Raw genomic sequence first — 20,633 nt, 5'->3', positions numbered from 1 at the left:
CGCGGAAGAAGCCGAGCCACAGCCGCCACAGCGCGTCGGTGCCCTGCAACATCACCTTCATCAAGCGGCCGGAATGGGTGCCGGCATGATAGGTCAGCGGCAATTGCAGGATGTGCTCGAAATAGTCCGTCAGCACGGCCTGGCGCTGGCGGTGCGAAAGACGGTCGGCCTGCAAGGCCACGATCACGCCACACAGGATGGTGAACAGGCCGAACGCCACCCACACCGCCAGCAGCGGCCACGGCGACGTCGAAGTCGTCCCGAAAGGACCGGCTGCGGGATTGCCGGAAAGGACGTCGACGATGCGGCCGAACAGCACCGGCTCGGCGAACTGCGCGCCGGCCAAAAGGAGATTGGCCCCGGCAAGGATCCAGCCAAGCCGCGCTTCCTTGCCGAGCGATTCAAGTACGCGCGTGTAAAGGCGGATCATCGACATCGGACGATGCTCGGGCGGATCGCAGCGGCAGCACCCCGGCAATACAAACGAGGGGTGCGCCGAAAGGAAGAGGACCGCGGCATTCTAATCAGGGATCGGATTGGGGATATAGTGGCTTCTGCCGGTGTTATTCGGCCTGCGTGATCTTGCGGTCGCCGGCTGGCGGCAGAAAACTGTCGTCAAAGATATCAGCGGCCGTCGGACGATGGCGGAATTTGAAATCTTCGGCGATCTGATCAAGCGAGGTCTCGAACCGGACCGGGTCGATCGCTCCGATGCCGCTATGCTTGACCTCGCTGGTCAGAATGTTGTCACTCAGCACCGCATGCAGGCGCTCCAGCTCGACAGCGCGCGATCCGTTATCCATCTGGGCGAGCACATCGTCGACTGCCTGCTCGGGCGCCTTGACGGTCAGCCGCAAGCCGGCAATCACCGCACGCACGAACGCCTTGATTGCTTTCGGCTGCTCGGCAGCGAACTCGGGATTGACGATCAGAACCTTGCCGTAGGCGGCGCAGCCGTAGTCGGAAAACCGCAGGACCGTGAGATCGTCGGCCGGGATGCCACGATTGCGCAGGTCGACCCCCGACAGATATGACAGGCCGGATATGGCGTCGAGCTGGCCTGCCGAAAGCATCGGTTCACGAACCGCGGGGCCGACCTGAGCCAGTTTCACTGTTTTGAGCGGCAATTTGTTTCGACGGGCAAGCGCGGGCCACAGCCTTATCGACAAGTCGCCGTCGGTGACGCCGACCGTCTTGCCCTCGATGTCGGCAAGCGCGTTGATGCCCCGGCTCTTGCGGGCGATGAAGGCATAGGCCGCTTTGTCGAACAGCACGAACACCGCCTTCACCGGCGGCGCGCCCGGCTCGTCACGAAAGCGGATCAGTGCATTGATGTCGGCCAGCCCCAGTTGGCTTGTTCCGACCGCGACCCGCGCAATGGCGTCGGACGTGTCGCTGGCGGCCGTCGTCGTGACATTCAGGCCTTCACCGCGGAAAAGCCCTCTGGTCGATGCCAGCACGACCGGAGCGACGGCGGCATCGATCGGGCGATCGAGCGAAAACTCGATCTGGGTGAGCGTGACCGGGTCGGCGCGGCCGTCCGCGATGCCGAAGCGCGCGACACCGACCGTGCCCAGGAGCACCAGCAGGACAAACCAGAGAGAGCGCATTGAACGTGCTTGCATGGGATTTGCAGCGATCGGCCGGATTGCGGGTGTTTTTGCGCGAACGCCGGCAGGTTTCAGAATACAAGGTCTAACAAAGATAACCTGAACACGCGATGACCGCCACAATTTGCCGCAGGCGGACCGGCATTTGTCTCCTGGAACTCGATGTGAAGACGGGGGTTATCTTCAGAATGGCCTCAACTGGCCGGGTACATCAGCAGAGGTATCAGATGTTGACGCGTAGAAACTTCAAACGGACCGGCCGGATCGTCGTTTTGACGACGGTTGCGGCGGTGGCTCTGACGGCGGCTGGTCCGTCTTTCGCCGGATCGTCAGCGCCCGTTTCCAGCGGAATCTCGGCGACGGGATCATCCAGCGAAGTTACGGATTTCAGCGCGGCGCGACGGCACCATCGGCATTACCGGCGCGGCGGGGATGCTGCTGCGGCGGCTGCGTTCGCCGGCATCATCGGCACCGTCGGCGCGATCGCGGCCAACCAGGCGCGTCGCGATGCCTATTATGATTATGGCCCCGGATATTACGGTCCCAGATATTATGGTCCGCCGCGCGGCTATTATTACGGCGGCCCCCGATACTACGTTCCCTATTGAGGTTTCCGGGAATTATTGAGGCAGGATGACGGACGCCGGCTGCGATCGCGGCCGGCGTCGTTTTGATGCCGGCGTTAATCTGGCCGCCATGTGTTTCCGCTAGCGTGGCCGGCATGAGTGATTCGCTGGAGCGGCTTTATCAGGCGGTGATCGCGGCGCGGGATTTCGACCCCGCCAGTTCGCGGACTGCGCGGCTGTTTCAGCGCGGTCCCACCAAGATGGCCAAGAAGGTTGCCGAGGAGGCTATCGAAATCGCGATCGATGCGGTCGGTGGCAAGCCTGATGCGGTGATCCGCGAAAGCGCCGATCTGTTCTATAATCTCGCCGTGCTGTGGGCCGCGGCCGGGGTCCGTCCTGAAGACGTGTGGTCCGAGATGGACCGCCGCGAGCGCATGCTCGGGATCGCCGAGAAGTTGCCGAAAGCTCCGCCGAAACCGCTCAAGGCCTCCGCAAGGTTCGGCGAAGGGCCGGGTCGTCGCGCTCGAGGCCCTTCGGTTGCATAAGCGGCGCTGAATCTTCGCCTCAGCCATGGACAAATCCGCTGCGCAGTGGTTGATCGCGCCATGCTGAGACAGACCTATGACTGGTGCATTGCCGCCGCCGACAAGCCTTACGCGTTGTGGATACTGGGGGCCGTCGCCTTCGCGGAAAGCTCGTTTTTTCCCGTGCCGCCCGACATCATGTTGCTGCCGATGTCGCTGGCGCGGCCGCAGCGCGCATGGCTGTTCGCAACGCTCTGCACCATCGCCTCGGTTGCAGGCGGCGTGCTCGGCTATGCGATCGGGGCGCTGCTCTACGACTCGCTCGGGCAGTGGCTCATTCAGCTCTATGGTCTGGCCGACAAGGTCGAGGCGTTTCGCCAGTCGTATGCGCAATGGGGAGCCTGGATCATCATCGGCAAGGGCCTGACCCCGATCCCCTACAAGCTCGTCACCATCACCTCGGGCTTCGCCGGATACAATCTCTGGCTGTTTATCCTGTGTTCGATCGTCGCCCGGGGAGGCCGCTTTTTTATCGTCGCGGTCCTGCTCAATCGTTACGGCGACGTGATCCGATACGAGATCGAGAAACGGCTCGGCCTGTGGGTTGCGATCGGCGCCGCCGTTATCGTCCTCGGCTTTGTGATCGCGTTCCGCCTGATCTAGAGGCGTTGATGGCGAGGCGGGAGTTGGAATAAATGGACGGGAGACCGCAATTCCAACGAACAAGATGACCTTTCAGCTCGGCGGAGCACGGAGAACGACATGATGACGACGAACGATGAGCTGGAGAAATTCAGGCAGGCCAGGGCGCTGGCGTTCAAGCTCGGGCTGGTTGTTCGCCACGCCGATGATCCGGATGGTCCCAAACGTTACACGCTGGTGCGCCAGGCCGTGGAAACCGAGTTCGCGACCATCGACGAGGTGCTTGCAGAGCTTAAACGGATCAAATGATGACTCCGGACGCGCCGGCGAAACGCGCGCCCTGCGAAGCTGCCTCTTTCGGACGATGTTTGGCTTGCCCCTTCCCTCGCCTCTGGTGAGGCGGGTTCCCGAATTAACGATCCATTAACCGAACTGAGGCACTTTTTCCCGTGCCGGTATGTATTTGCGGCCCTCGCCGCAAAATTCCGGCGGGCAACGGGCAGGGCGATGGATCGCGACATTGCGCCGGAAAGGATACCGGCGACCATCAAGGAGTTGCAGGCCCGCGTGGCCGCCGCCTTCGGCAGGCATCCGCTGTGCCGCGACGTACGCTTCGACGTCGTCAGCACCCCGAGGACCCGCAGCGGGGCCAACTGGACCGTCAGCATGAGTACGATCCCGCCAGACGCGATCTGGGAGGCGTCAGAACTCGTCGCCGACATCCAGAACGCCTATATTCTGGCCGCCTAGCCAGCTCTATGATCAGCGGAAATGTGAGCGGTCTGCCGAAAAGATCGCGCGCATTCTCGGTATTTTGAGAAGCGCGATCGGACGTAAAACCGGTATTCGTTTTCGCGGATCGCGCTGTTGTAGCGGGGCGGGCCAGCGATTTTCCCCAGGTGCCCGGCGAGAAACGACCTGTCTTGCGCGGGGAAGCCTTAATTCGTATCGATTTGTGAGGACAATCGGCGGCCGTTCGTGGGCTGAACCGGAGATCTTTTTTGACGCGGACGATGACGGTTCTGGCGCTTGCGTGCTGCGTCGTCACCGGGGTGACGCTGGCAGGGGTTTTCGGGCGCGGCAACGTCCTGGTGGTCCGGTTTTCTGCCGCGCCGCCACCCGCCGAAGCAGAGCCAGCCGAGGCCGAACCGGCGGCCAACCGCGCGCGAAAAACCGACCGGCTTCAAGTCGCGACGCGATTTGCGGCTGCTCCCGACGCCGGCGAAGATGTGGCGTCCTCCGCGTTGCCGGAGCGGGACGCAGACGTTTCCGTCAGTGCCGAGTTTTTGCCGCCGACGGCCTCCCTCGATAAGCCGCCGCTGCCCCGACCGCGGCCCAGTATCGCCAATCAGCTCGTTCAGAAAAATTACTCGCTGCTCAGCGACATGCAGATCGCTGCGCTGAAGAACCGGCTGCAACTGACGTCCGCGCAGCAGCCTTACTGGCCGGCCGTGGAAAGCGTGTTGCGCGACGTCGCCCGGAAAATCCATGAGCGGCGCACAGTGACGGGACGGCAGGCCTCTTTCAGTCCAGCCGACATCGAGCAGATCAAGACTGCAGCCCAACCGCTGCTGTCGAGGCTGCGTGAGGAGCAGAAGCGTGAGGCGCGTTCGCTCGCGCGCATCATCGGACTGGAGGCGGTGGCTTCGCTCATCTAGGGACCGGCAATCCGTCCCGCGGGCAGAACATCGTCAGAAGCCATCGGCCGCCTCGTCGAGATCGGGTTGAAGGTGAAGCGCTAGCTGTCAATTCCTCCCTTGCGCGCGAGCGTCGGCATGGCGGTCGAGAATGCGGTGATCGAGAGCGTCCAACAGAAGTCGGCGCATCCTTCGACTGCTTTATTTTCTCCGCAAGATGGCTTCGGCTTCGGTGGAGCGACTTGTAAAATTTTCACTTGTCGCCGCATATCGCCTTAACGCACGTCACGCTTAAGTGCCGAGATAGGATGACTCGCGATCTTTGCATTAGCTACGGTGACCGCGGGACTCGCGGGATTAAAGGGCCTGTCCGAGGCAACATGCAGGCCATTCCGCGCACGAGCCGAAGTTGCTGCCGCAAATACGAAGTGACAAAATTATATATTTAATTTGGACCTAAGGGCGGGAGATTTTCAAAGTGGTCAATTTCAGGGATGCGACGCTGCGCGCCAAAGTGCAGAGCTTTCAGAACGAGTTTGCCGCTCACACCCAACTGATTACCTACGGCCAGTTCTATGTGACCAACCGGCTCATCGACATGGCCGTTGGGACCATACAATCAGCCATCGCTTCGGACGTCCTGTGGGCGCTCGTCCCTGAGGCTGTGAAAAAGAGTGCCATCCAGAAGGTAAAGGACTTTTTCAATGGCCCCCCTTCGACGTTGACGAATGCGGCTTTGTCAGCACTGGCGACAAGCCTCAACCTCCCTCAAAGTGTTCAGCAACTGGCAGTACCGTCACCTTCGGCAACCAACGAGGTTCAGCAGCTTTATACCAGCGTTTGGGGCACTCCGGACATAGGCGCGGGTCCGCCTTGGTTTTCCCTTGATCCAACCATGGACAGGATCCGGGCGGCAAGTGCCTACGAACAGGACAAGTGCTATCCTGTTTTGCAGTCCCTCGCCGGCAAGCTGCTCCGCGCGCGAGGTGTTTCAACAACCGCACCGGCGAGCCGCATCTCGCAAGGTCAGATTGCTGGCGCGACCGTTTCTGGCGCCGCGGCCGGCAGCGCAGACCCCGTTCCTCAACAAACGATCCAATATTCCAATACAGTGGCGCTCGGCGTCCTCTATGGACAGATGACGAGCGCGCTCGTCGCAAGATCGGTGGTGCGCTGTGGCGTGCTCAGTGGAGCCTCGCACGAGCGCAGCACCTTCCCCACGCCGGAACACTACGTGCTTGCGTTTGATTGGGCTCTGATGGACGGCCAGCTTGTTTTCCTGTGCTGGGATCCTGACAGTTTCAGAAGCAACATCGAGGACACAAAGCTGAACCCGACCGACTCCTTATGGGGCCCAGGCTTCACCTGTCTCTTTGCCCTTCCGGATCGGTTGTCGACTGCGTTCAATGCAGGGGATCTGATTGGCGGCGTGGAGAGACATCACGGCCTGAATTTCGGAGACCACTTCACCTCGCCGCGCAGGCATGCCTATCAAGTCTACCACCTTCAAACCCTTCCGGCTTAGAGGGCATCCGACCTTCGCTATCTGCCGTGCGAGCCGGACACGCTTGCAAACGCGCCGATCTTGTCACGGTTTTTTGTGTAAACGGAACATTGTTGAGACTTTCCTGCATCGCAAAGCCGCTCGCCCGGCTTGATGACATGACAGGGCGTAAGCCAGGGAAGGTTAAGTGGCGATACGGCCGAGGATGCCGCCGGTGTAGCGCTCGTCGATGAAGGCATGCGCGAGCTGAAAGCCGGGAGCGACGTGGTGTTGCCCGCCGATATGTCGGCCGTCATTTTGAAGGGCGCCGGCACCTTGCGCACCGTTCCAGCTAAATAGCCAAAGGTATAGAAACCCTGTCGGGGGCGCTTCCCCGCGCGTGCAATCCGGATTACGGTTCCGGCGGCGACGAGCGTAGCTGGCTCTCATGAAGAGAATTGCCCGATGCGAAAAACGTTGATTGCTGCGGCCCTGTTCGGATTCACCGCTTGGGCGATCGTCACGTTTGCTATGATGGTAGCGAAGTGGACCAGCCAAGTGCGGACCGAGTCCCGATCCAATGTCACTCACACTAGCCATGGGTGACGGCCCACCGAACGTCTCAAACCGTATCAAGACGACAGTTGCGAGCCGTTTCCGTGAGGTGGATGGTCGTTATCAGTGCTGCATCCCGGGCTGCTCATTGACCGTTACCGCGATCGAGAACCCTCTGCCAGGGCCTTGATTGATGCGGGAAGCAGCACGGCTTGGGGACGGGATCGCCGCCTGACGACAGAGCCCTGCCGCGGCCGGAGAAGCGCCAGAGCTTCGCGGCATCGGGCTGAACCTGCAGGAATTGCGCGGATGTCGGCGGATAGTGGCGCCCGCTCCGGTCAAGAAATGCCCGGTTTATCGGACAGAACTCGCTTCTTTCAAAAGGGTGGCGGAGGCTTGCGGATAAGCCTCTGGTGCCCCTGGCCGGAATCGAACCAGCACTCCTTGCGGAACTCGATTTTGAGTCGAGCGCGTCTACCAGTTCCGCCACAGGGGCATTCGCGGGGCCGTGCCAAAAGCGGCGGGGCCTTGCGAAGCGGGCGGACTATAGCGGGCGTTCCTTCCCGGTCAACCCGCGCCGCCGATGCGGCAAGAAACCTGAGAGCCGAGACAACGCAGTGTGATGTCCGCCGGCTCGACAGCGGCGAGGCGCGAGGCTACGACGTCTTGAGCGGGATGAGGAAAGTGGGGTGCTGTTTTCCGTCCCGCATCCCGCTCAAAAGAATCGATCACGTGCATGATTGATCCAAGATCATCGTGATTTAGCACAAGCGAAGCAGTCAGCCGGAGCCCACCCGCCATGAATCCCGATGTCGCCGAGACATCCACCTCTGCGGCCCGCGGAAAGAAAACCGCCTTCGCCGCGTCGCTGGCGGTGGCCTTCATCGCCGCGGCAACGATCGCAGGCGCGTGGTATTTCCAGCTCGTGCTGGATATCCTGCCGTGCCCGCTCTGCCTCGAGCAGCGCTATGCCTACTATCTTGCGATTCCCCTCGGCCTGTTCGTGGCGTTTATCACGGGGAAGGGCGCGCCGCGTTGCCTGATCATGCCGGGTCTCGCCGTCCTCGCGCTGGCCGTGCTGGGCAATGCCGGGCTCGGCGCCTATCACGCCGGCGTCGAATGGGGCTACTGGCCGGGACCGGCCGATTGTACCGGACCGGTGCTCGATCTCGGCAAGGCCGGTCTGCTCGACAACCTCGACAAGGTCAAGGTCGTGCGCTGCGACGAGGTGCAGTGGCGCTTTCTCGGTCTGTCGCTTGCCGGCTACAACGCGATGATATCGCTGTTGATGGCGGCGCTGGCGGGGTGGGGCATCGCAGCCCTGGCAGGCAAGGTCCGATAATCCTTAAAGCAAAGACCCCGAAAACTGGAAATCGGTTTTCGGATAAGATCATGCCCAGTCAGAAGGATAGAACTTGAGTCTGATTCAATGTCGTTGAATCAGACTCAAAGGGCGGCCCCGCCAGCCCTGCGCACGGCAAAGCCGGCGGTGTCGGAGGTCGGTGACCCGCCGACACTGCCGGGCGCGCGGGATCAGTTCGGCTTGGCCGCCTTGGCCTTGCACTCCGAGCGGAATTTCTTGCGCTCCTTGCCGTGCAGGCCCTTGGCGTCGGCCTCTTTTGAGCATTCGAGCGAGGCCGCGGTGCGCGGCTTCTCGGCCTTCTTGGCGGGTGCCATCTTCGATGCCGGTGCGGGCGTCGCGGGCGCGGTCATCTGCGCGAAAGCCGTTCCGCCAAGCAGCAGCGATGCGGCGATGGTCGCGATGACACGGGAAGACATGGTCATGGGAAATCCCTCGGGTTGATGAGGGCGTCACCGTCGCGGAGCCCGGCTGAACGGCGAATGAATGGCACTCGGATCACCCAAAACATGCAGCCACATTTTTTTGATCCGGGATTCAGGCGCGCCGTTGAAACGGCGGGCGGTCGCGCTAGGATATCGGTCCCATCCTTGATGTCCCGGGAGGACAGACATGACAGGCCATTTGAAATTGCTTGGCGCGCTGACAGCGTCCGGCTTGTTTGCGCTTTCGGTGATGCCCGCCAAGGCGCTGACCGCGCAGGAATGCAGCGCGAAATATAAGGCTGCGAAATCGGCGGGCACGCTCAACGGTCAGAAGTGGAATGATTTCCGCAAGGCCGAGTGCGGGGCGGGGGCCACTGCCGCCACAACGCCTTCGGCAACGCCCGCGGCCACGCCTGCGCCGAAGACCGCTGCGACGCCTGCCGCGCCGGTCGGCAATGCGGTCTTCCCGTCGGCGGTGTCGCCGAAATATGCCAACGAGTCTGCGGGCAAGGCGCGTGAGCATACCTGCCTCGATCAATACAGGACCAACAAGACCACCAACGCCAATGGCGGGTTGAAGTGGATCATGAAGGGCGGCGGCTACTACAGCGAATGCACCAAGCGGTTGAAGGGCGTCTGATCGGAGATGCCTGAATCGCAAGGCGGGGCGAGCATCCGGACGACCAGACGCCGGATGCTCGGTGCTTTCGGCTTTGGCGCGGCGGTGGCGGGTCTGAGATTCGTCCCCGCCCTCGCCGTTAGCTCCGACGAGGTTCTGACCGAGAGCGCGGTATTGCGCGATCCGGAGATCCCGCCGGCGGGCAACGCGCAGGGCGACGTCACCATCGTCGAATTTTTCGATTACAATTGCCCGTACTGCCGCAAGCTCGCGCCGGAGCTTGCACAGGTGGTTTACGACGATGGCAAGGTCCGGATGATCTTCAAGGACTGGCCGATCCTCGGGCCGGTCTCGGTCTATGCGTCGCGTCTGGCGCTGGCGTCGAAATACCAGGGCAAGTTCGCGGCCGCGCACGAGGCGCTGATGAGCACCAGTTCACGTTTGACGGAGCCGCGCATCCGCGAGTTGCTGGCGGGCGCAAAGATCGACGTCGGTCGCGCGCTCAAGGACATGGCCACCAACGCCGGCGCCATCGATGCCATTCTGAAACGCAACAACGATCAGGCGACCGCTTTCGGATTCAACGGAACGCCGGCGTTCATTATCGGAAAATTCCGCGTTCCCGGCGCGTTGACCATGGCGCAGTTCGATCAGGCCATCGCGGACGCACGCAAGGCGTTCCGTCGCGACAAAAAATAAGGCGGCGTCAGGTCAGGCTCGCGGATGCCTGCGGCGGCCACGGCCGGTCGGGCCGATAGAATACCGCGATTTTCAGGCTCTCGGCGATGCGCTCGGCCTTTTCCATGAAGGCGGCGCGGATCGGCTCTTCGCAAAGTTCGCGGCAGGTCTCGTCGAACAGCGAAAGCCATTGGGTGAACAGCTCCGGCCTCAGGCCGGGTATCACCATGTGCTTCATCATGGGATTGCCCTTGTAGCGGCCGGTGGTCAGCATCACTGACGACCAGAACGCGTACATCTTCTCCAGATGGTGGGGCCAGTTGTCCTTGATCTTGTTTTCGAAGATCGGGCCCAGCTCCGGGTCGGCGCGCACCTTCGTATAGAAGGTGTCGACCAGCCGGACGATGCCGTCCTCGGAAACATGATCCATTTTTTGCGGCGCGCTGTTCATGCGAGAAAAGCCATAACGATGACCCCGGCTACAGTCCAGATCAACGAATTGACCAACATCCGGACCAGGTTGGAATAATCGCCCGGATTGCTGCCGTTGATTCCGATAATGTTGCAGACAACGGTTCCCGGCAGCAGAAAAGGCTTTAGGACGGTATCGCTGATTGTGGCGTGACTCGAGTTCATGGAGCCCTCCGTTCAAAAGGATGGCACCGCTATACATCCGCGGTTGCCTAAAAGCAATATTTAAAATATAGCTTTTACGTGACTGCCCCCGCGGGAGAGATGCATGCGCCTCACCACCTATTCGGACTACGCATTGCGGGTGCTCATGTACCTTGCGCTGAAATCCGACGGACTTTCGACCATCGCCGCGATTGCCGAAAGCTATGATATTTCCGAGGCGCACCTGATGAAGGTCGTCCATCAGCTCGGCGTGGCCGGATATATCGAGACGGTGCGCGGCCGGGGCGGCGGCTTGCGCCTCGCCAAGCCGGTCGAGGCGATCAGCCTGGCCGAGGTCATTCGCACCACGGAGCCGGACATGGCGGTGGTGTCGTGCCTGAAGCCTGTTAACGCGTCCTGCACGATCAACCCGAGTTGCGTACTCAAGCGCGCGCTGAAACGGGCGCAGGACGCGTTCATGGAAGTGCTTGAAGGATATACGCTGGCCGACCTCGTGGCGCCCCGCGCCCGCCTTGCGGGGCTGCTCGGCATTCCACAGGGCACATCACCGCAATAAAAGCCGGCGAGGCCGATTCCGTCGCGGCGACAGGCGTTCGTCGCGACGCGTTAGTGGAATCGCGGCCTCTTCAGCATTCGGTCCCGGTCGATTGACGCCACCACCACGTCGAAGATGTCGCCCTCGCGATAGAGCGTCAGCGGCACGTCGACGCCTGCGGGACCCAGCGCCCATAATTTCCGGTAGAATTGCGCCGGATCCGATACCTTTTCCCCCTTTACCGCGAGGATCACGTCGCCGGTGCGCAGCTCGGCGCGGGCCGCCGGTCCCTTCGGCGCGATTCCGACCGCGACGACCCTATCTTCGATCTCGGTGGCGTAGATGCCGAGCCACGGGCGGGCCGGCTTGTTGACCCGTCCGAATTTTCGCAGGTCGTCGAGCGCAGGCTTCAGCAGATCGATCGGCACGTTCATGTTGAGATGTTCGGTCTGGCCTCCATTCACCCGCTCGAGCTGCAGCGAGCCGATCCCGATCAGTTCGCCCGCTGCCGAGATAACGCCGCCGCCGCCCCAGTTGGGGTGCGCCGGGTGGGTGAAAATGGCGTCGTCGATCAGGTATTCCCAGTAGCCGGCGAATTCCTGCTTGGCGGCAATGCGGCCGGCGAGGGAGCGGGTTCGGCCACCGACGCCGCCCACCACGACCCTGTCGTTCACGCCGGCCGCAGCGGACGAGCCCAGCGGCAGCGGTTCGAGATCGAGCCGGCCGAGCGTCTGCAACAGGCCGAAGCCGCTCTCGCGATCAATGCCCAGCATGTCGGCCTGCACAACGCGGCCGTCGGCAAGATGGAGCCACACGCTGTCCGCTTCGGTGATGAGATATCCGATGGTCAGAACCAGGCCGTCGTCGATCACGACGCCATTGCCGGCGCGCTCCTCGCCGAGGGTATGCGCGGTGAAGGCGTCGGGTGGAATGATCGAATGCAGTCCGACCACGGCGGACAGTGCGCGGTCCAGATCGAATTCGTAGTCGTCCTGGCGCGGCTGCGCGGCGGCCGGAACCTTCCATTCGGTCAATGAGGCCATGCGCATTCTCCGTTCGACGCGGATGGGGGCAACGGTCTGTCGTTGAACAGAAGTCACCGCACAACGATCCTAGACCTCAAACGTTCGCTGTGAAAGCGGCGGGAATTCGGCCCCGCGCGATGCGTCCGCCCACACAACCGCGACGCAAGCCTATGGATCGAGTTCGGTATCCCAATAGAGATAGTCCAGCCAGCTATCGTGCAGATAGTTCGGCGGAAACAGCCTGCCGTTGCGATGCAATTGATGCACGGTCGGCGCGAACGGCGTCTGGCGGGGGAACATCCCAGCCTGCTGCGGCGTCAGGTTGCCTTTTCGCAGATTGCATGGCGAGCAGGCCGCGACGACGTTCTCCCACGTGGTCTGGCCGCCTTTGCTGCGAGGGATGATGTGGTCGAAGGTAAGATCCTCGATGGCCGTGCAGTACTGGCACATGAACTTGTCGCGCAGGAACACATTGAAGCGGGTGAAAGCGGGATGGGTGGACGGCTTGACGAAGGATTTCAGCGACACCACGCTCGGGAGCTGAATTTCGAACGAAGGGCTGCGCACGGCGCGGTCGTAATGTTCGACGATATTGACGCGGTCGAGAAACACCGCCTTGATCGCGTCCTGCCACGACCAGAGGGACAGCGGATAGTAACTCAGCGGCCGGAAGTCCGCGTTCAGGACCAGCACCGGCCAGCCGCCTTGCGAGACATGCGCGTTCAAGCAGCGCCTCCAGAACATTTTCCGGCGAAGTGAACGCCGGTTTGCCGCCGAAAATGCATCCAATTATGACATGCACACAACTCTGATCGCAAAACCGGCACCTTTTGCGATCTACGCCCCAACTCCTGTTCTGCCGCACTTCGAGGCGGCTTGCGCCGGCATACTACAGGCAGCGTGACGGGATTGTGAAGAGCGCAAGCTCTGCTTTTCCGGCGGGCACGGTTGCGGGTTGATCTGAACTTGCCGGTCACAACCATGAATTTTGCGCGGCACTGGCTGGTTTGCAGGCCTCGACACAGCTAAACCGCCTCAAGCTAACTGTCTCTCCGCCCGACATCGTCCGGACCTGACGAATGTTTGCTGATTTCCGTTTCATTGAAGCGCCGCAGCGGTTCCGCGCCTTCGTCCGCGCGCATGAGACGAGCCTCATCCTGCTCGCGGCGGTGATTGGAACCATTGGCGGGCTGGTGGTTGCGGCGATGGGCGCTGCCGTCCTCAAGATGCATGAGGTGCTGTTCGCCATTCCGGCCGGGGAGCATCTGTCCAGTCAGGACAAGATCGATCCGCTGCGCGGCATGCTGGTGCCGGGCATCGGAGGATTGCTGCTTGGCGGCGCTTTCCTGCTGCTGTTGCGCTGGCGGCCGGCGCGCGAGGTCGACCCGATCGAGGCCAACGCGCTGCATGGCGGACGGATGTCGTTTCGCGGCAGCGTCATCGTTGCGTTGCAGACGGTCTGGTCCAGCGGCGTCGGCGCATCGGTCGGCCTCGAGGCGGGCTATACCCAGCTTGCAAGCGGCCTCGGCGCCTCGATCGGACGCGGCTTCCATCTGCGTCGCGCCGACCAGCGCATCATGGTTGGCTGCGGTGCGGCCGCCGCGATCGCGGGGGCGTTCGGCGCGCCGCTGGCCGGCGCGTTCTATGCGTTCGAACTGGTGATCGGCGGCTATACGCCTGCCAGTCTGACGCCGGTCGGAGTCGCGGCCGTCATCGGCTATCTCGTCGCCCACAACTTCCTGCCGCTGTCGCTCGGCGTCAGGGTGGGGCCTTTCGGCGTGATCTTCGGCCACGATCTCGCGATCGCGGCGCTGATCGGCATGTTCGCGGCGCTGACCGGCATCAGCATCATGCGCGGCGTCGCGTTGTGCGAGGCGGCGCTGACCGGCATCGGGCCGCCGGCGCGGCTGGCGATCGGCGGGCTCTCCGTCGGATTGCTGGCGCTGGTGACGCCGCAGGTGATGTCGTCGGGGCACGGCGCGCTGTTCTATTCCGGCATCGTGATCATGCCGCTGAAGATGACCGCGATCGTGTTCATCTTGAAATCGCTGGCATCGATTGTTTCGCTCGGCAGCGGCTTTCGCGGCGGACTGTTTTTTGCGACGCTGTTTCTTGGCGCGCTCGGCGGCCGATTGTTCGCTGCCGGCTTTGATGTGGTGTGGCCGGGTCTCGACCTCGACCCGGATATCTACGCGGTGATCGGAATGAGCGCGCTCTCGGCATCGGTGATCGGCGGCCCGCTGACGATGTCGTTCATCGCCTTGGAATCCACCGGCAATCTCTGGCTGACCTCGGCTGTTCTGATCGCGGTCATCATCTCGACGCAGATCACTCGGGAATTGTTCGGCTATTCGTTTGCGACCTGGCGCATGCATCTGCGCGGCGAAACGATACGCAGCGCCGCTGACGTCGGATGGATCCGTGATCTCACTGTAAAGAGCATGATGCGTCCCGAGACTGTGACCGTCGCTTCGACCATGCCGATCGAGGAGTTCCGCGCGAAATTTCCCCTCGGCTCGAAAACCCAGGTGATCGCAGTGGATGAGGAAGGTCGCTATGCCGGGCTGGCGCTGGTTGCCGAGGCGCATACGCCGGAAGCCGGCGAGATCACGCATATCGCGAACATCCTGCATTACAAGGACGTGGTCCTGCATCCTGCGATGAACATCCAGCAGGCGATCGCCGTGTTCGACGCGGCGGAAGCTGAAACGCTTGCGGTGGTGGAGGCCGGCGACGACGAGCGCCCGATCGGAATCCTCACCGAAGCGCACGCGATGCGCCGCTATGCCGAAGAATCCGAGCGCCGTCGCCGCGAGGTTGTCGGTGACTTGTGAGCCCAGCACGGCGGATGAGCGGCTACGGGACCTGACGCATTATTAGTCGCGCGGGCGCTCGATGTATCCGACGCGCGCGGCGACGTAGCGCGGCGCCTCGTTTTTCGGAATGTGACCTTGTGCAGGCGCGTCCTTATCCTTGTGACCCAGATCACAGATGCAGGGCGCGGCTTCTGGGATAGTCCCGTCATGGCGCATGCGAGCCATTCCGGTTCGCGGGCCACCAGACAAGGGAGAATGGACATGACCCGGATTTCCGATTTCGAGGGCAACGGCCTGCGCGCGCTGAACGACGTGGAACTCGAGCAGGTTTCCGGCGGCATCTACGATGACGGCGGTTGCATCCGCCTTCCGACCCTCGGCCCGATCCAGCCGCCGGCGCCGCCGTGGACCTTCAAGGACGTATTCGCGAAGCATACGATCGGCTGATTGCCCGGCGATGCGACATCCAAAGGGCTGGCGCTCGGGCGCCGGCCCTTTTGTTTTGGCCGCACGCGTTGTCCGCGGCGGCCTGCGGACGAGGAGGAAGCGTCGATCATGTCCGCCTCCGCACTGTGTGAGCCGCATCACGACGCTTCCCCCGATCTTTCGGCAAACTGGTTGCGGCGGCGATGGATGAGCCAGACGCTGCATCAACCTTGAGGAGAATGTCATGAGCGAACACGAGACCGGCAGCGCGATCCGCGCCTTGTCGGCAACCGAACTCGATCTCGTATCGGGTGGCGCCGAAGCCCACATCGGGCCGGTGAGCATCTACACATTCGAGAAGGGCTTCAGCATCCAGGTCGGCGGGGCCGGCATCTGGGTTGGTCCGGCAGGCGTTGCCTGGTGGGCCGGAAGCTCAGGCGGTCATACCTGATCGAGCATAAGTCGCCGGCTCCGCGGTGCGAGGCCGTGCTGTTCATGATAACCCGCCGGATTATCCGGCGGGTTTTTCTTGCGGGTGACCTTGCTTCGCGAGACTTATCCGGCCACGCCAGCCTCACTGGCACAGCTTGGCGAGCGCCTGGCTGAGTTCGTGAATGGCGTACGGTTTCCGGAGGATCGGGAATTCGTTCTGACTGCAGGCGAGAGCCTCGCTGTAGCCTGTCGTCAGCAAAATGGGCAGATCGGGACGCTTGGCGCGAAGAGCCTTGGCGAGACCGAGGCCATCCATCTTTCCGGGCATGACGATATCGCTGAAAACCAGGTCGATGCCCTCGCTCTCGATTTCCTTCAGGGCCGTTTCGGCATTGGTGGTGATGCGAACGCGATAGCCGAGTTCTTCGAGAAGACCAGCGCTCGCACTTGCGACGTCCGGATTGTCTTCGACGAGGAGGATGGTGTCGCTGGCGTCATCACGCCGGCTTTGCGGGCGGTTCTCGACGGTCAACCCTTCAGTGTGCGGAAGATAGATGGTGACCACGGTGCCGCAGCCAAGTTCGCTCTCGATGTCGATGCGACCACCGGCCTGATGTGCGAAGCCATGGACCTGTGACAGGCCGAGGCCGGTGCCCTTGCCGACCGGCTTGGTGGTGAAGAATGGATCGAACACCTTCGCCAGAATGTCGTTGGGAATGCCATGGCCGGTATCCTCGACGGAAATTGCAACAGCGTGCCCTGTTTCCGGGTCGCAGACGTTTTGCGCCTTGACGGTGACCCTCCCGCCCTCGGCCATGGCGTCGCGCGCGTTGATGACGAGGTTGATCAGGGCTGTCTCGAATTCGGCTGTATCGACCGTAACCGGCCACACCTCGCTGGGCATGTCGATGTCCAGGGCAATCGCGCTGCCGAGGCCGCTCCTGAGAACGTCGGCGACCGAACGGATACGGGCAGGGATATCGGTCGGCAAGGGATTGAGGCTTTGGCGCCGGGAAAATGTCAGAAGCTGCCGCGTCAGAGCGGCTCCGCGCTGCATTGCAGTCTCGATGGCCTGAATCGCTCGTTGCGTTTTCGGGTCGCCTTCGACTCTGGTTTTCAAAGTCTGGATGTTTCCGCTCACGATCATCAAAAGATTGTTGAAGTCGTGCGCGACGCCGCCGGTTAGCTGGCCGAGCGCATCCATCTTCTGCGATTCGGCGAGCTGCCGCTGCACGCGCTCCAGCGCCTGCTGCGCCTCGCGCCGCTCGGTGATGTCCCGCGTGATCTTGGCGAAGCCGATGAGCCGTCCGGTGTCGTCCCGGATCGCGTCGATGACGACGCTCGCCCAGAAAAAGGATCCGTCCTTGCGGACCCGCCAGCCTTCCTCGTCGTAGCGGCCGGTGGTGCTGGCAATGCGTAGCGCGCGGGCGGGCCGTCCGGCCGCTCGATCTGGATCGGTGTAGAACCGCGAGAAATGCTGACCGATGATTTCATCGGGTCGGTAGCCCTTGATGCGTTCGCCGCCGATGTTCCAGTTGGTAACGATGCCGTCGGGATTGAGCATGAACAGCGCGTAATCGCTTACGCCGCCGACGAGAAGGCGAAACTGATTTTCGCTCTCTGTCAGCGCATTCTCGGCCTGTTTGCGTTCTGTGATATCGCGGGTGACCTCGGCAAAGCCCACCAGATCACCGTGCTCGTAGATGGCGTCGATAACGATTGATGCCAGAAATTTCGTGCCGTCCTTTCGAATCCGCCAGCCTTCGGCTTCGAATTTGCCGGTGCGCCGCGCCGTTTCAAGAGACCTCGCGGGAACGCCGGCTTCACGCTCCTCGGGAGTATACAACACGGCGAAATGCTGGCCGACAGCTTCCTCGGTCCTATACCCCTCGATACGTTCTGCGCCTACGTTCCAGTTTGTAATGATCCCCGTGGGATCGAGCATATAGATCGCGTAATCCGTGACACCTTCCACCAGAAGGCGAAACCCACGCTCGGTTTCAAACAACTTTTTAGTGTTGTTGGCGTCTTTTGTTGTATCCAGCATTTAAACCCCGGAAGCCCTCGAAAAACATAACCTCCCTGCAATCGTTAGGTTCCAGAGGTGTCGCGCCGGCGGGAACCGGAACGAACGAGGCCAGTTCGCTCACTTTGTCCCGGCAGCAACCCCCTCGCGGTTCTTGATGACCTTGTAGTATGCCCACCACAGATGCGCCGCCGCGCCGCGCAGGGGCCGCCACGGTTCCGCGAGCGGCGCCATCTGTTTCGGCGAAGGTCGCGTGGTTAATCCGAGGCCGACCTTGATCGCTTCCTGAAGCGCGACGTCGCCGGCGGGCCAGGCGTCGCCGTGGCCAAGGCAGAACAGCAAATAGACGTCGGCGGTCCAAGGCCCGATACCGCGATACCGGACCAGCGTGGCGTGAGCGGCGTCGGCATCCTCCTCGGCGAGTACATCGAGGTTGAGGCGCCCCGCCGCGATCTCGCCGGCGAGCAGTTTCAGCGCGGCGATCTTCGCCGCCGACAACCCCAGCCGGCCGAGACGGTCGATGCGGGCCTTGCGGATCGCGTCGTGGTCGAAAGGCGTGAACGCCGCGCTGAGCCGTCCCCAGATCGCGCTCGCGCTGGCGGTGGAGAGTTGCTGGCCGCACACGATCGCAGCGAGGCCTTCGAAGCCCGGCTGGCGTCGGCGCAGGGCGGGAGGGCCGGTGCGGTCCAGGATTGGCTTCAATCGCGGGTCCTGCTTCACCAGCGCATGGATGGCGTCGTCGAGGTCGGACTGGGTTTTCAGATGGACGGTCATTTGTTCGTCTCACCTTTGTGTCATGGTCGGGCGTGTCCGGCCATCCACCTTTTGCAACATCTCTGCGCATGGATCATTCTGGGCGCTCTGCATCGTATGAAGACGGGCCATGACGAACAATCGTTGAGCAAGAACCGATGCCGCCACCCGTTTTCCGTTTTGCGCCATCGCCGAACGGCTTTCTGCATCTCGGGCACGCCCGTTCGGCGTTGCTGAATTTCGACGCCGCCCGACGAGGCGGGGGACGGTTTCTGTTACGGATCGAAGACATCGACGCAACCCGCTGCCGTCCCGAATTCGAGGCGGCGGTCTATGAGGACCTCGGCTGGCTTGGGATCACCTGGGAGACGCCGGTTCGACGGCAGTCGGACCATCTTGCCGATTATCGGGCGGCGCTCGACCGGCTGGCCGCACTTGGGTTGCTCTATCCGAGCTTCGAGAGCCGCGCCGAGATTGCGGCTTTGGTTAACGCACGCGAGACGGGAGGGATCTGGCCGCGCGATCCCGACGGCGCACCGCTCTATCCCGGCGCGGCGAAGTCGCTTCCCGCCAGGGAACGGCGGTTGCGATCCGGCGCGCCGTTCGCGCTGCGGCTAGACATGGACGCGGCGTGCAAGCTCGCCGGCGATCTCACATGGACCGAGCGGGGCTCCGGCCCCAATGGTGAGACCGGCGCGGTCGTTGCGCGGCCGGAAATCTGGGGCGACGTCGTTCTTGCGCGCAAGGAAACGCCGACCAGCTATCATTTGGCGGTGGTGATCGACGACGCCCTGCAGGGCGTCACCGACGTGGTGCGCGGTCACGACCTGTTCTGGTCGACCGCCGTGCATCGGCTGCTGCAGAAAATCCTCGACCTGCCGCAACCGGCCTATCGCCACCATGATCTGATCCGCGACGATGCCGGGAAGAAGCTGTCGAAGTCGTCATCGTCGACCGGGTTGCGGGAATTGCGCGCCGGAGGGATGACGGCCGAGGAAGTCAGGAGACTGACCGGCCTGCTGTGAAATTGCCGCAACGCCGCAAGACTTGCCTGGATTCAAAACACGCGCCCGCGTGACTCCCGCGCCCCGGCCGTGGCATGCTGGCGCAGGGCCGGGGGAGGACATCATGGCGCCGACATCGCGCGCGCCGCGCAAGCTCAAGTCGCGCAAGCGTGAAAAACGGCCGGCAGGAACGCGCGGTCCGAAGAAGGCTTTGAGCCCGGCGAAGGCGAAGCGACCGTCTGCGCGATCCTCGTCCCATATCGTCGAAACCGCGCTGGCGGCGTTCGCTCATGAGGTGCGCACGCCGCTCACCGGAATCCTCGCAGTCAGCGACCTGCTCGCCACCTCCGATCTCGGCGAGCGCGAACGGCGCTGGGTCGAGACCATCAAGGCGGGCGCCGATCATCTCGCCAGTCTGGCGACGCTGTTCGTCGATGCGGCGCGAAGCCGTCATTCCGCGCCGGGAGGACGGCAGGACTTCTTCGATCTGCGCGCGCTGGCGCGCAATGCCGGCGACTCGCTCGCCGGCCGCGCCACCGCCAAGGGCTTGCGTTCGGCAGTCGAAATTTCCGACGACCTGCCGGCATTCGTGACCGGAGATCCGGTTCGTGTGCGCGCGGCGCTGGAAAACCTGATCGACAATGCCGTCAAGTTCACCGAGCGTGGCGACGTCGTGCTCAAGGTCACTGCATCGCAGCGGCCGAAGGGAAAAATCGGCGTGACCTTTGCGGTGTCCGATAGCGGCATCGGCCTGTCGCTCGCCGAGATCAAACGATTGTTCCGGCCGTTCTCACAGGCCAATGTCTCGATTGCATCGCGTTTCGGCGGCGCCGGCCTCGGGCTGTCCTCGGTGAAGCAACTGGCCCGCGCGATGGGCGGGG

Annotated in this window: 25 protein-coding genes and 1 tRNA gene; 16 read left to right on the top strand and 10 right to left on the bottom strand. The window is 62.6% G+C overall.

What is annotated here, in order from left to right:
- Together BGN91_RS04280 and BGN91_RS04275 are read right to left on the bottom strand one after the other, a co-directional pair.
- A partial coding sequence (locus BGN91_RS04280) for an ABC transporter transmembrane domain-containing protein (RefSeq protein ID WP_292610835.1) occupies window positions 1-436 on the bottom strand: 436 nt, incomplete at its 3' end.
- Window positions 437-563: 127 nt separating this feature from the next.
- The gene (locus tag BGN91_RS04275; RefSeq protein ID WP_292610833.1) at window positions 564-1,625 is read right to left on the bottom strand and encodes an ABC transporter substrate-binding protein; all 1,062 of its coding nucleotides are present in this window, start codon (window positions 1,623-1,625) and stop codon (window positions 564-566) included.
- Window positions 1,626-1,837: 212 nt separating this feature from the next.
- On the opposite strand from BGN91_RS04275, the gene BGN91_RS04270 reads away from it, so the two are divergent.
- From BGN91_RS04270 to BGN91_RS04240, 7 genes are all read left to right on the top strand, one after another.
- Window positions 1,838-2,218, top strand: coding sequence for a hypothetical protein (locus tag BGN91_RS04270; protein WP_292610831.1), 381 nt, complete (start codon window positions 1,838-1,840; stop codon window positions 2,216-2,218).
- 113 nt (window positions 2,219-2,331) lie between these two features.
- Window positions 2,332-2,721: a phosphoribosyl-ATP diphosphatase gene (gene hisE / locus BGN91_RS04265; RefSeq protein ID WP_292610829.1), complete on the top strand. Its 390-nt coding sequence runs from the start codon at window positions 2,332-2,334 to the stop codon at window positions 2,719-2,721.
- Between the two features lie 60 nt (window positions 2,722-2,781).
- Window positions 2,782-3,363, top strand: a complete 582-nt coding sequence (locus tag BGN91_RS04260) for a YqaA family protein (RefSeq protein ID WP_292610827.1) — start codon at window positions 2,782-2,784, stop codon at window positions 3,361-3,363.
- A gap of 99 nt (window positions 3,364-3,462) precedes the next feature.
- Window positions 3,463-3,651: a hypothetical protein gene (locus tag BGN91_RS04255; protein ID WP_292610825.1), complete on the top strand. Its 189-nt coding sequence runs from the start codon at window positions 3,463-3,465 to the stop codon at window positions 3,649-3,651.
- Between the two features lie 198 nt (window positions 3,652-3,849).
- Window positions 3,850-4,092 (top strand): hypothetical protein, encoded by a 243-nt coding sequence (locus tag BGN91_RS04250; RefSeq protein WP_292610823.1) that lies wholly within the window; start codon window positions 3,850-3,852, stop codon window positions 4,090-4,092.
- Window positions 4,093-4,355: 263 nt separating this feature from the next.
- Window positions 4,356-5,000: a hypothetical protein gene (locus tag BGN91_RS04245; protein WP_292610822.1), complete on the top strand. Its 645-nt coding sequence runs from the start codon at window positions 4,356-4,358 to the stop codon at window positions 4,998-5,000.
- 457 nt (window positions 5,001-5,457) lie between these two features.
- On the top strand, window positions 5,458-6,504 hold the full coding sequence (locus BGN91_RS04240; protein WP_292610820.1) for a hypothetical protein: 1,047 nt from the start codon (window positions 5,458-5,460) through the stop codon (window positions 6,502-6,504).
- A 924-nt stretch (window positions 6,505-7,428) separates the two neighbouring features.
- Here BGN91_RS04240 and BGN91_RS04235 read toward each other — a convergent pair.
- Window positions 7,429-7,513: transfer RNA gene (locus tag BGN91_RS04235), tRNA-Leu, on the bottom strand.
- Window positions 7,514-7,816: 303 nt separating this feature from the next.
- Between BGN91_RS04235 and BGN91_RS04230 the strand changes: the two genes are divergently transcribed.
- Complete coding sequence (locus tag BGN91_RS04230) at window positions 7,817-8,359, top strand: disulfide bond formation protein B (RefSeq protein WP_292610818.1); 543 nt, start codon at window positions 7,817-7,819, stop codon at window positions 8,357-8,359.
- Between the two features lie 191 nt (window positions 8,360-8,550).
- On the opposite strand, the gene BGN91_RS04225 is transcribed toward BGN91_RS04230, so the two are convergent.
- The gene (locus tag BGN91_RS04225) at window positions 8,551-8,802 is read right to left on the bottom strand and encodes a PsiF family protein (RefSeq protein ID WP_292610816.1); all 252 of its coding nucleotides are present in this window, start codon (window positions 8,800-8,802) and stop codon (window positions 8,551-8,553) included.
- A 187-nt stretch (window positions 8,803-8,989) separates the two neighbouring features.
- On the opposite strand from BGN91_RS04225, the gene BGN91_RS04220 reads away from it, so the two are divergent.
- Both BGN91_RS04220 and BGN91_RS04215 read left to right on the top strand, forming a co-directional pair.
- Window positions 8,990-9,442, top strand: a complete 453-nt coding sequence (locus tag BGN91_RS04220) for a hypothetical protein (RefSeq protein ID WP_292610814.1) — start codon at window positions 8,990-8,992, stop codon at window positions 9,440-9,442.
- Between the two features lie 54 nt (window positions 9,443-9,496).
- Window positions 9,497-10,120, top strand: coding sequence for a DsbA family protein (locus tag BGN91_RS04215; protein WP_292610812.1), 624 nt, complete (start codon window positions 9,497-9,499; stop codon window positions 10,118-10,120).
- Window positions 10,121-10,127: 7 nt separating this feature from the next.
- Here BGN91_RS04215 and BGN91_RS04210 read toward each other — a convergent pair whose 3' ends face one another.
- Window positions 10,128-10,529: a group III truncated hemoglobin gene (locus BGN91_RS04210; protein ID WP_292610810.1), complete on the bottom strand. Its 402-nt coding sequence runs from the start codon at window positions 10,527-10,529 to the stop codon at window positions 10,128-10,130.
- Window positions 10,530-10,546: 17 nt separating this feature from the next.
- Entirely contained in the window at window positions 10,547-10,735 is a 189-nt protein-coding gene (locus BGN91_RS04205; protein ID WP_292610808.1) for a hypothetical protein, read from the bottom strand.
- A gap of 103 nt (window positions 10,736-10,838) precedes the next feature.
- On the opposite strand from BGN91_RS04205, the gene BGN91_RS04200 reads away from it, so the two are divergent.
- Window positions 10,839-11,291: an Rrf2 family transcriptional regulator gene (locus tag BGN91_RS04200; RefSeq protein ID WP_292610806.1), complete on the top strand. Its 453-nt coding sequence runs from the start codon at window positions 10,839-10,841 to the stop codon at window positions 11,289-11,291.
- A 50-nt stretch (window positions 11,292-11,341) separates the two neighbouring features.
- On the opposite strand, the gene BGN91_RS04195 is transcribed toward BGN91_RS04200, so the two are convergent.
- On the bottom strand, window positions 11,342-12,313 hold the full coding sequence (locus tag BGN91_RS04195) for a S1C family serine protease (protein ID WP_292610805.1): 972 nt from the start codon (window positions 12,311-12,313) through the stop codon (window positions 11,342-11,344).
- A 150-nt stretch (window positions 12,314-12,463) separates the two neighbouring features.
- Window positions 12,464-13,021: an HNH endonuclease gene (locus BGN91_RS04190; protein ID WP_292610804.1), complete on the bottom strand. Its 558-nt coding sequence runs from the start codon at window positions 13,019-13,021 to the stop codon at window positions 12,464-12,466.
- A gap of 353 nt (window positions 13,022-13,374) precedes the next feature.
- On the opposite strand from BGN91_RS04190, the gene BGN91_RS04185 reads away from it, so the two are divergent.
- The 3 genes from BGN91_RS04185 (at window position 13,375) to BGN91_RS04175 (ending at window position 15,988) form a co-directional block, all read left to right on the top strand.
- The gene (locus BGN91_RS04185) at window positions 13,375-15,129 is read left to right on the top strand and encodes a chloride channel protein (protein ID WP_292610803.1); all 1,755 of its coding nucleotides are present in this window, start codon (window positions 13,375-13,377) and stop codon (window positions 15,127-15,129) included.
- A gap of 243 nt (window positions 15,130-15,372) precedes the next feature.
- Window positions 15,373-15,558, top strand: coding sequence for a hypothetical protein (locus BGN91_RS04180; RefSeq protein ID WP_292610802.1), 186 nt, complete (start codon window positions 15,373-15,375; stop codon window positions 15,556-15,558).
- Window positions 15,559-15,781: 223 nt separating this feature from the next.
- Window positions 15,782-15,988: a hypothetical protein gene (locus BGN91_RS04175; RefSeq protein ID WP_292610800.1), complete on the top strand. Its 207-nt coding sequence runs from the start codon at window positions 15,782-15,784 to the stop codon at window positions 15,986-15,988.
- A 123-nt stretch (window positions 15,989-16,111) separates the two neighbouring features.
- Here the strand turns inward: BGN91_RS04175 and BGN91_RS04170 are convergent, their stop codons facing one another.
- Together BGN91_RS04170 and BGN91_RS04165 are read right to left on the bottom strand one after the other, a co-directional pair.
- A complete protein-coding gene (locus BGN91_RS04170) occupies window positions 16,112-18,016 on the bottom strand; it encodes a PAS domain-containing sensor histidine kinase (RefSeq protein WP_292610798.1) in 1,905 nt (634 codons plus the stop codon).
- A gap of 99 nt (window positions 18,017-18,115) precedes the next feature.
- Window positions 18,116-18,769, bottom strand: coding sequence for a DNA-3-methyladenine glycosylase 2 family protein (locus BGN91_RS04165; RefSeq protein ID WP_292610796.1), 654 nt, complete (start codon window positions 18,767-18,769; stop codon window positions 18,116-18,118).
- A gap of 137 nt (window positions 18,770-18,906) precedes the next feature.
- Between BGN91_RS04165 and gluQRS the strand changes: the two genes are divergently transcribed.
- On the top strand, window positions 18,907-19,773 hold the full coding sequence (gene gluQRS / locus BGN91_RS04160; RefSeq protein ID WP_292610795.1) for a tRNA glutamyl-Q(34) synthetase GluQRS: 867 nt from the start codon (window positions 18,907-18,909) through the stop codon (window positions 19,771-19,773).
- Window positions 19,774-19,876: 103 nt separating this feature from the next.
- On the top strand, window positions 19,877-20,633 hold a 757-nt coding region (locus BGN91_RS04155), incomplete at its 3' end, for a HAMP domain-containing sensor histidine kinase (RefSeq protein WP_292610793.1).

The organism is Nitrobacter sp. 62-13 (genome assembly GCF_001896955.1).
GTDB lineage: Bacteria > Pseudomonadota > Alphaproteobacteria > Rhizobiales > Xanthobacteraceae > Nitrobacter.
The sequence above is the reverse complement of the archived record's forward strand: the minus strand, read 5'-3'. Positions and strand labels throughout refer to the sequence as shown.

Bases quoted from the DNA above. Each gene is read 5' to 3' on its own strand.
- hisE (WP_292610829.1), top strand. From the start codon at position 2,332: ATGAGTGATTCGCTGGAGCGGCTTTATCAGGCGGTGATCGCGGCGCGG.
- BGN91_RS04195 (WP_292610805.1), bottom strand. From the start codon at position 12,313: ATGGCCTCATTGACCGAATGGAAGGTTCCGGCCGCCGCGCAGCCGCGC.
- gluQRS (WP_292610795.1), top strand. From the start codon at position 18,907: ATGCCGCCACCCGTTTTCCGTTTTGCGCCATCGCCGAACGGCTTTCTG.
- BGN91_RS04245 (WP_292610822.1), top strand. From the start codon at position 4,356: ATGACGGTTCTGGCGCTTGCGTGCTGCGTCGTCACCGGGGTGACGCTG.
- BGN91_RS04170 (WP_292610798.1), bottom strand. From the start codon at position 18,016: ATGCTGGATACAACAAAAGACGCCAACAACACTAAAAAGTTGTTTGAA.
- BGN91_RS04165 (WP_292610796.1), bottom strand. From the start codon at position 18,769: ATGACCGTCCATCTGAAAACCCAGTCCGACCTCGACGACGCCATCCAT.
- BGN91_RS04260 (WP_292610827.1), top strand. From the start codon at position 2,782: ATGCTGAGACAGACCTATGACTGGTGCATTGCCGCCGCCGACAAGCCT.
- BGN91_RS04220 (WP_292610814.1), top strand. From the start codon at position 8,990: ATGACAGGCCATTTGAAATTGCTTGGCGCGCTGACAGCGTCCGGCTTG.
- BGN91_RS04200 (WP_292610806.1), top strand. From the start codon at position 10,839: ATGCGCCTCACCACCTATTCGGACTACGCATTGCGGGTGCTCATGTAC.
- BGN91_RS04275 (WP_292610833.1), bottom strand. From the start codon at position 1,625: ATGCAAGCACGTTCAATGCGCTCTCTCTGGTTTGTCCTGCTGGTGCTC.
- BGN91_RS04230 (WP_292610818.1), top strand. From the start codon at position 7,817: ATGAATCCCGATGTCGCCGAGACATCCACCTCTGCGGCCCGCGGAAAG.
- BGN91_RS04225 (WP_292610816.1), bottom strand. From the start codon at position 8,802: ATGACCATGTCTTCCCGTGTCATCGCGACCATCGCCGCATCGCTGCTG.
- BGN91_RS04175 (WP_292610800.1), top strand. From the start codon at position 15,782: ATGAGCGAACACGAGACCGGCAGCGCGATCCGCGCCTTGTCGGCAACC.
- BGN91_RS04185 (WP_292610803.1), top strand. From the start codon at position 13,375: ATGTTTGCTGATTTCCGTTTCATTGAAGCGCCGCAGCGGTTCCGCGCC.
- BGN91_RS04210 (WP_292610810.1), bottom strand. From the start codon at position 10,529: ATGGATCATGTTTCCGAGGACGGCATCGTCCGGCTGGTCGACACCTTC.
- BGN91_RS04250 (WP_292610823.1), top strand. From the start codon at position 3,850: ATGGATCGCGACATTGCGCCGGAAAGGATACCGGCGACCATCAAGGAG.
- BGN91_RS04255 (WP_292610825.1), top strand. From the start codon at position 3,463: ATGATGACGACGAACGATGAGCTGGAGAAATTCAGGCAGGCCAGGGCG.
- BGN91_RS04215 (WP_292610812.1), top strand. From the start codon at position 9,497: ATGCTCGGTGCTTTCGGCTTTGGCGCGGCGGTGGCGGGTCTGAGATTC.
- BGN91_RS04205 (WP_292610808.1), bottom strand. From the start codon at position 10,735: ATGAACTCGAGTCACGCCACAATCAGCGATACCGTCCTAAAGCCTTTT.
- BGN91_RS04270 (WP_292610831.1), top strand. From the start codon at position 1,838: ATGTTGACGCGTAGAAACTTCAAACGGACCGGCCGGATCGTCGTTTTG.
- BGN91_RS04180 (WP_292610802.1), top strand. From the start codon at position 15,373: ATGACCCGGATTTCCGATTTCGAGGGCAACGGCCTGCGCGCGCTGAAC.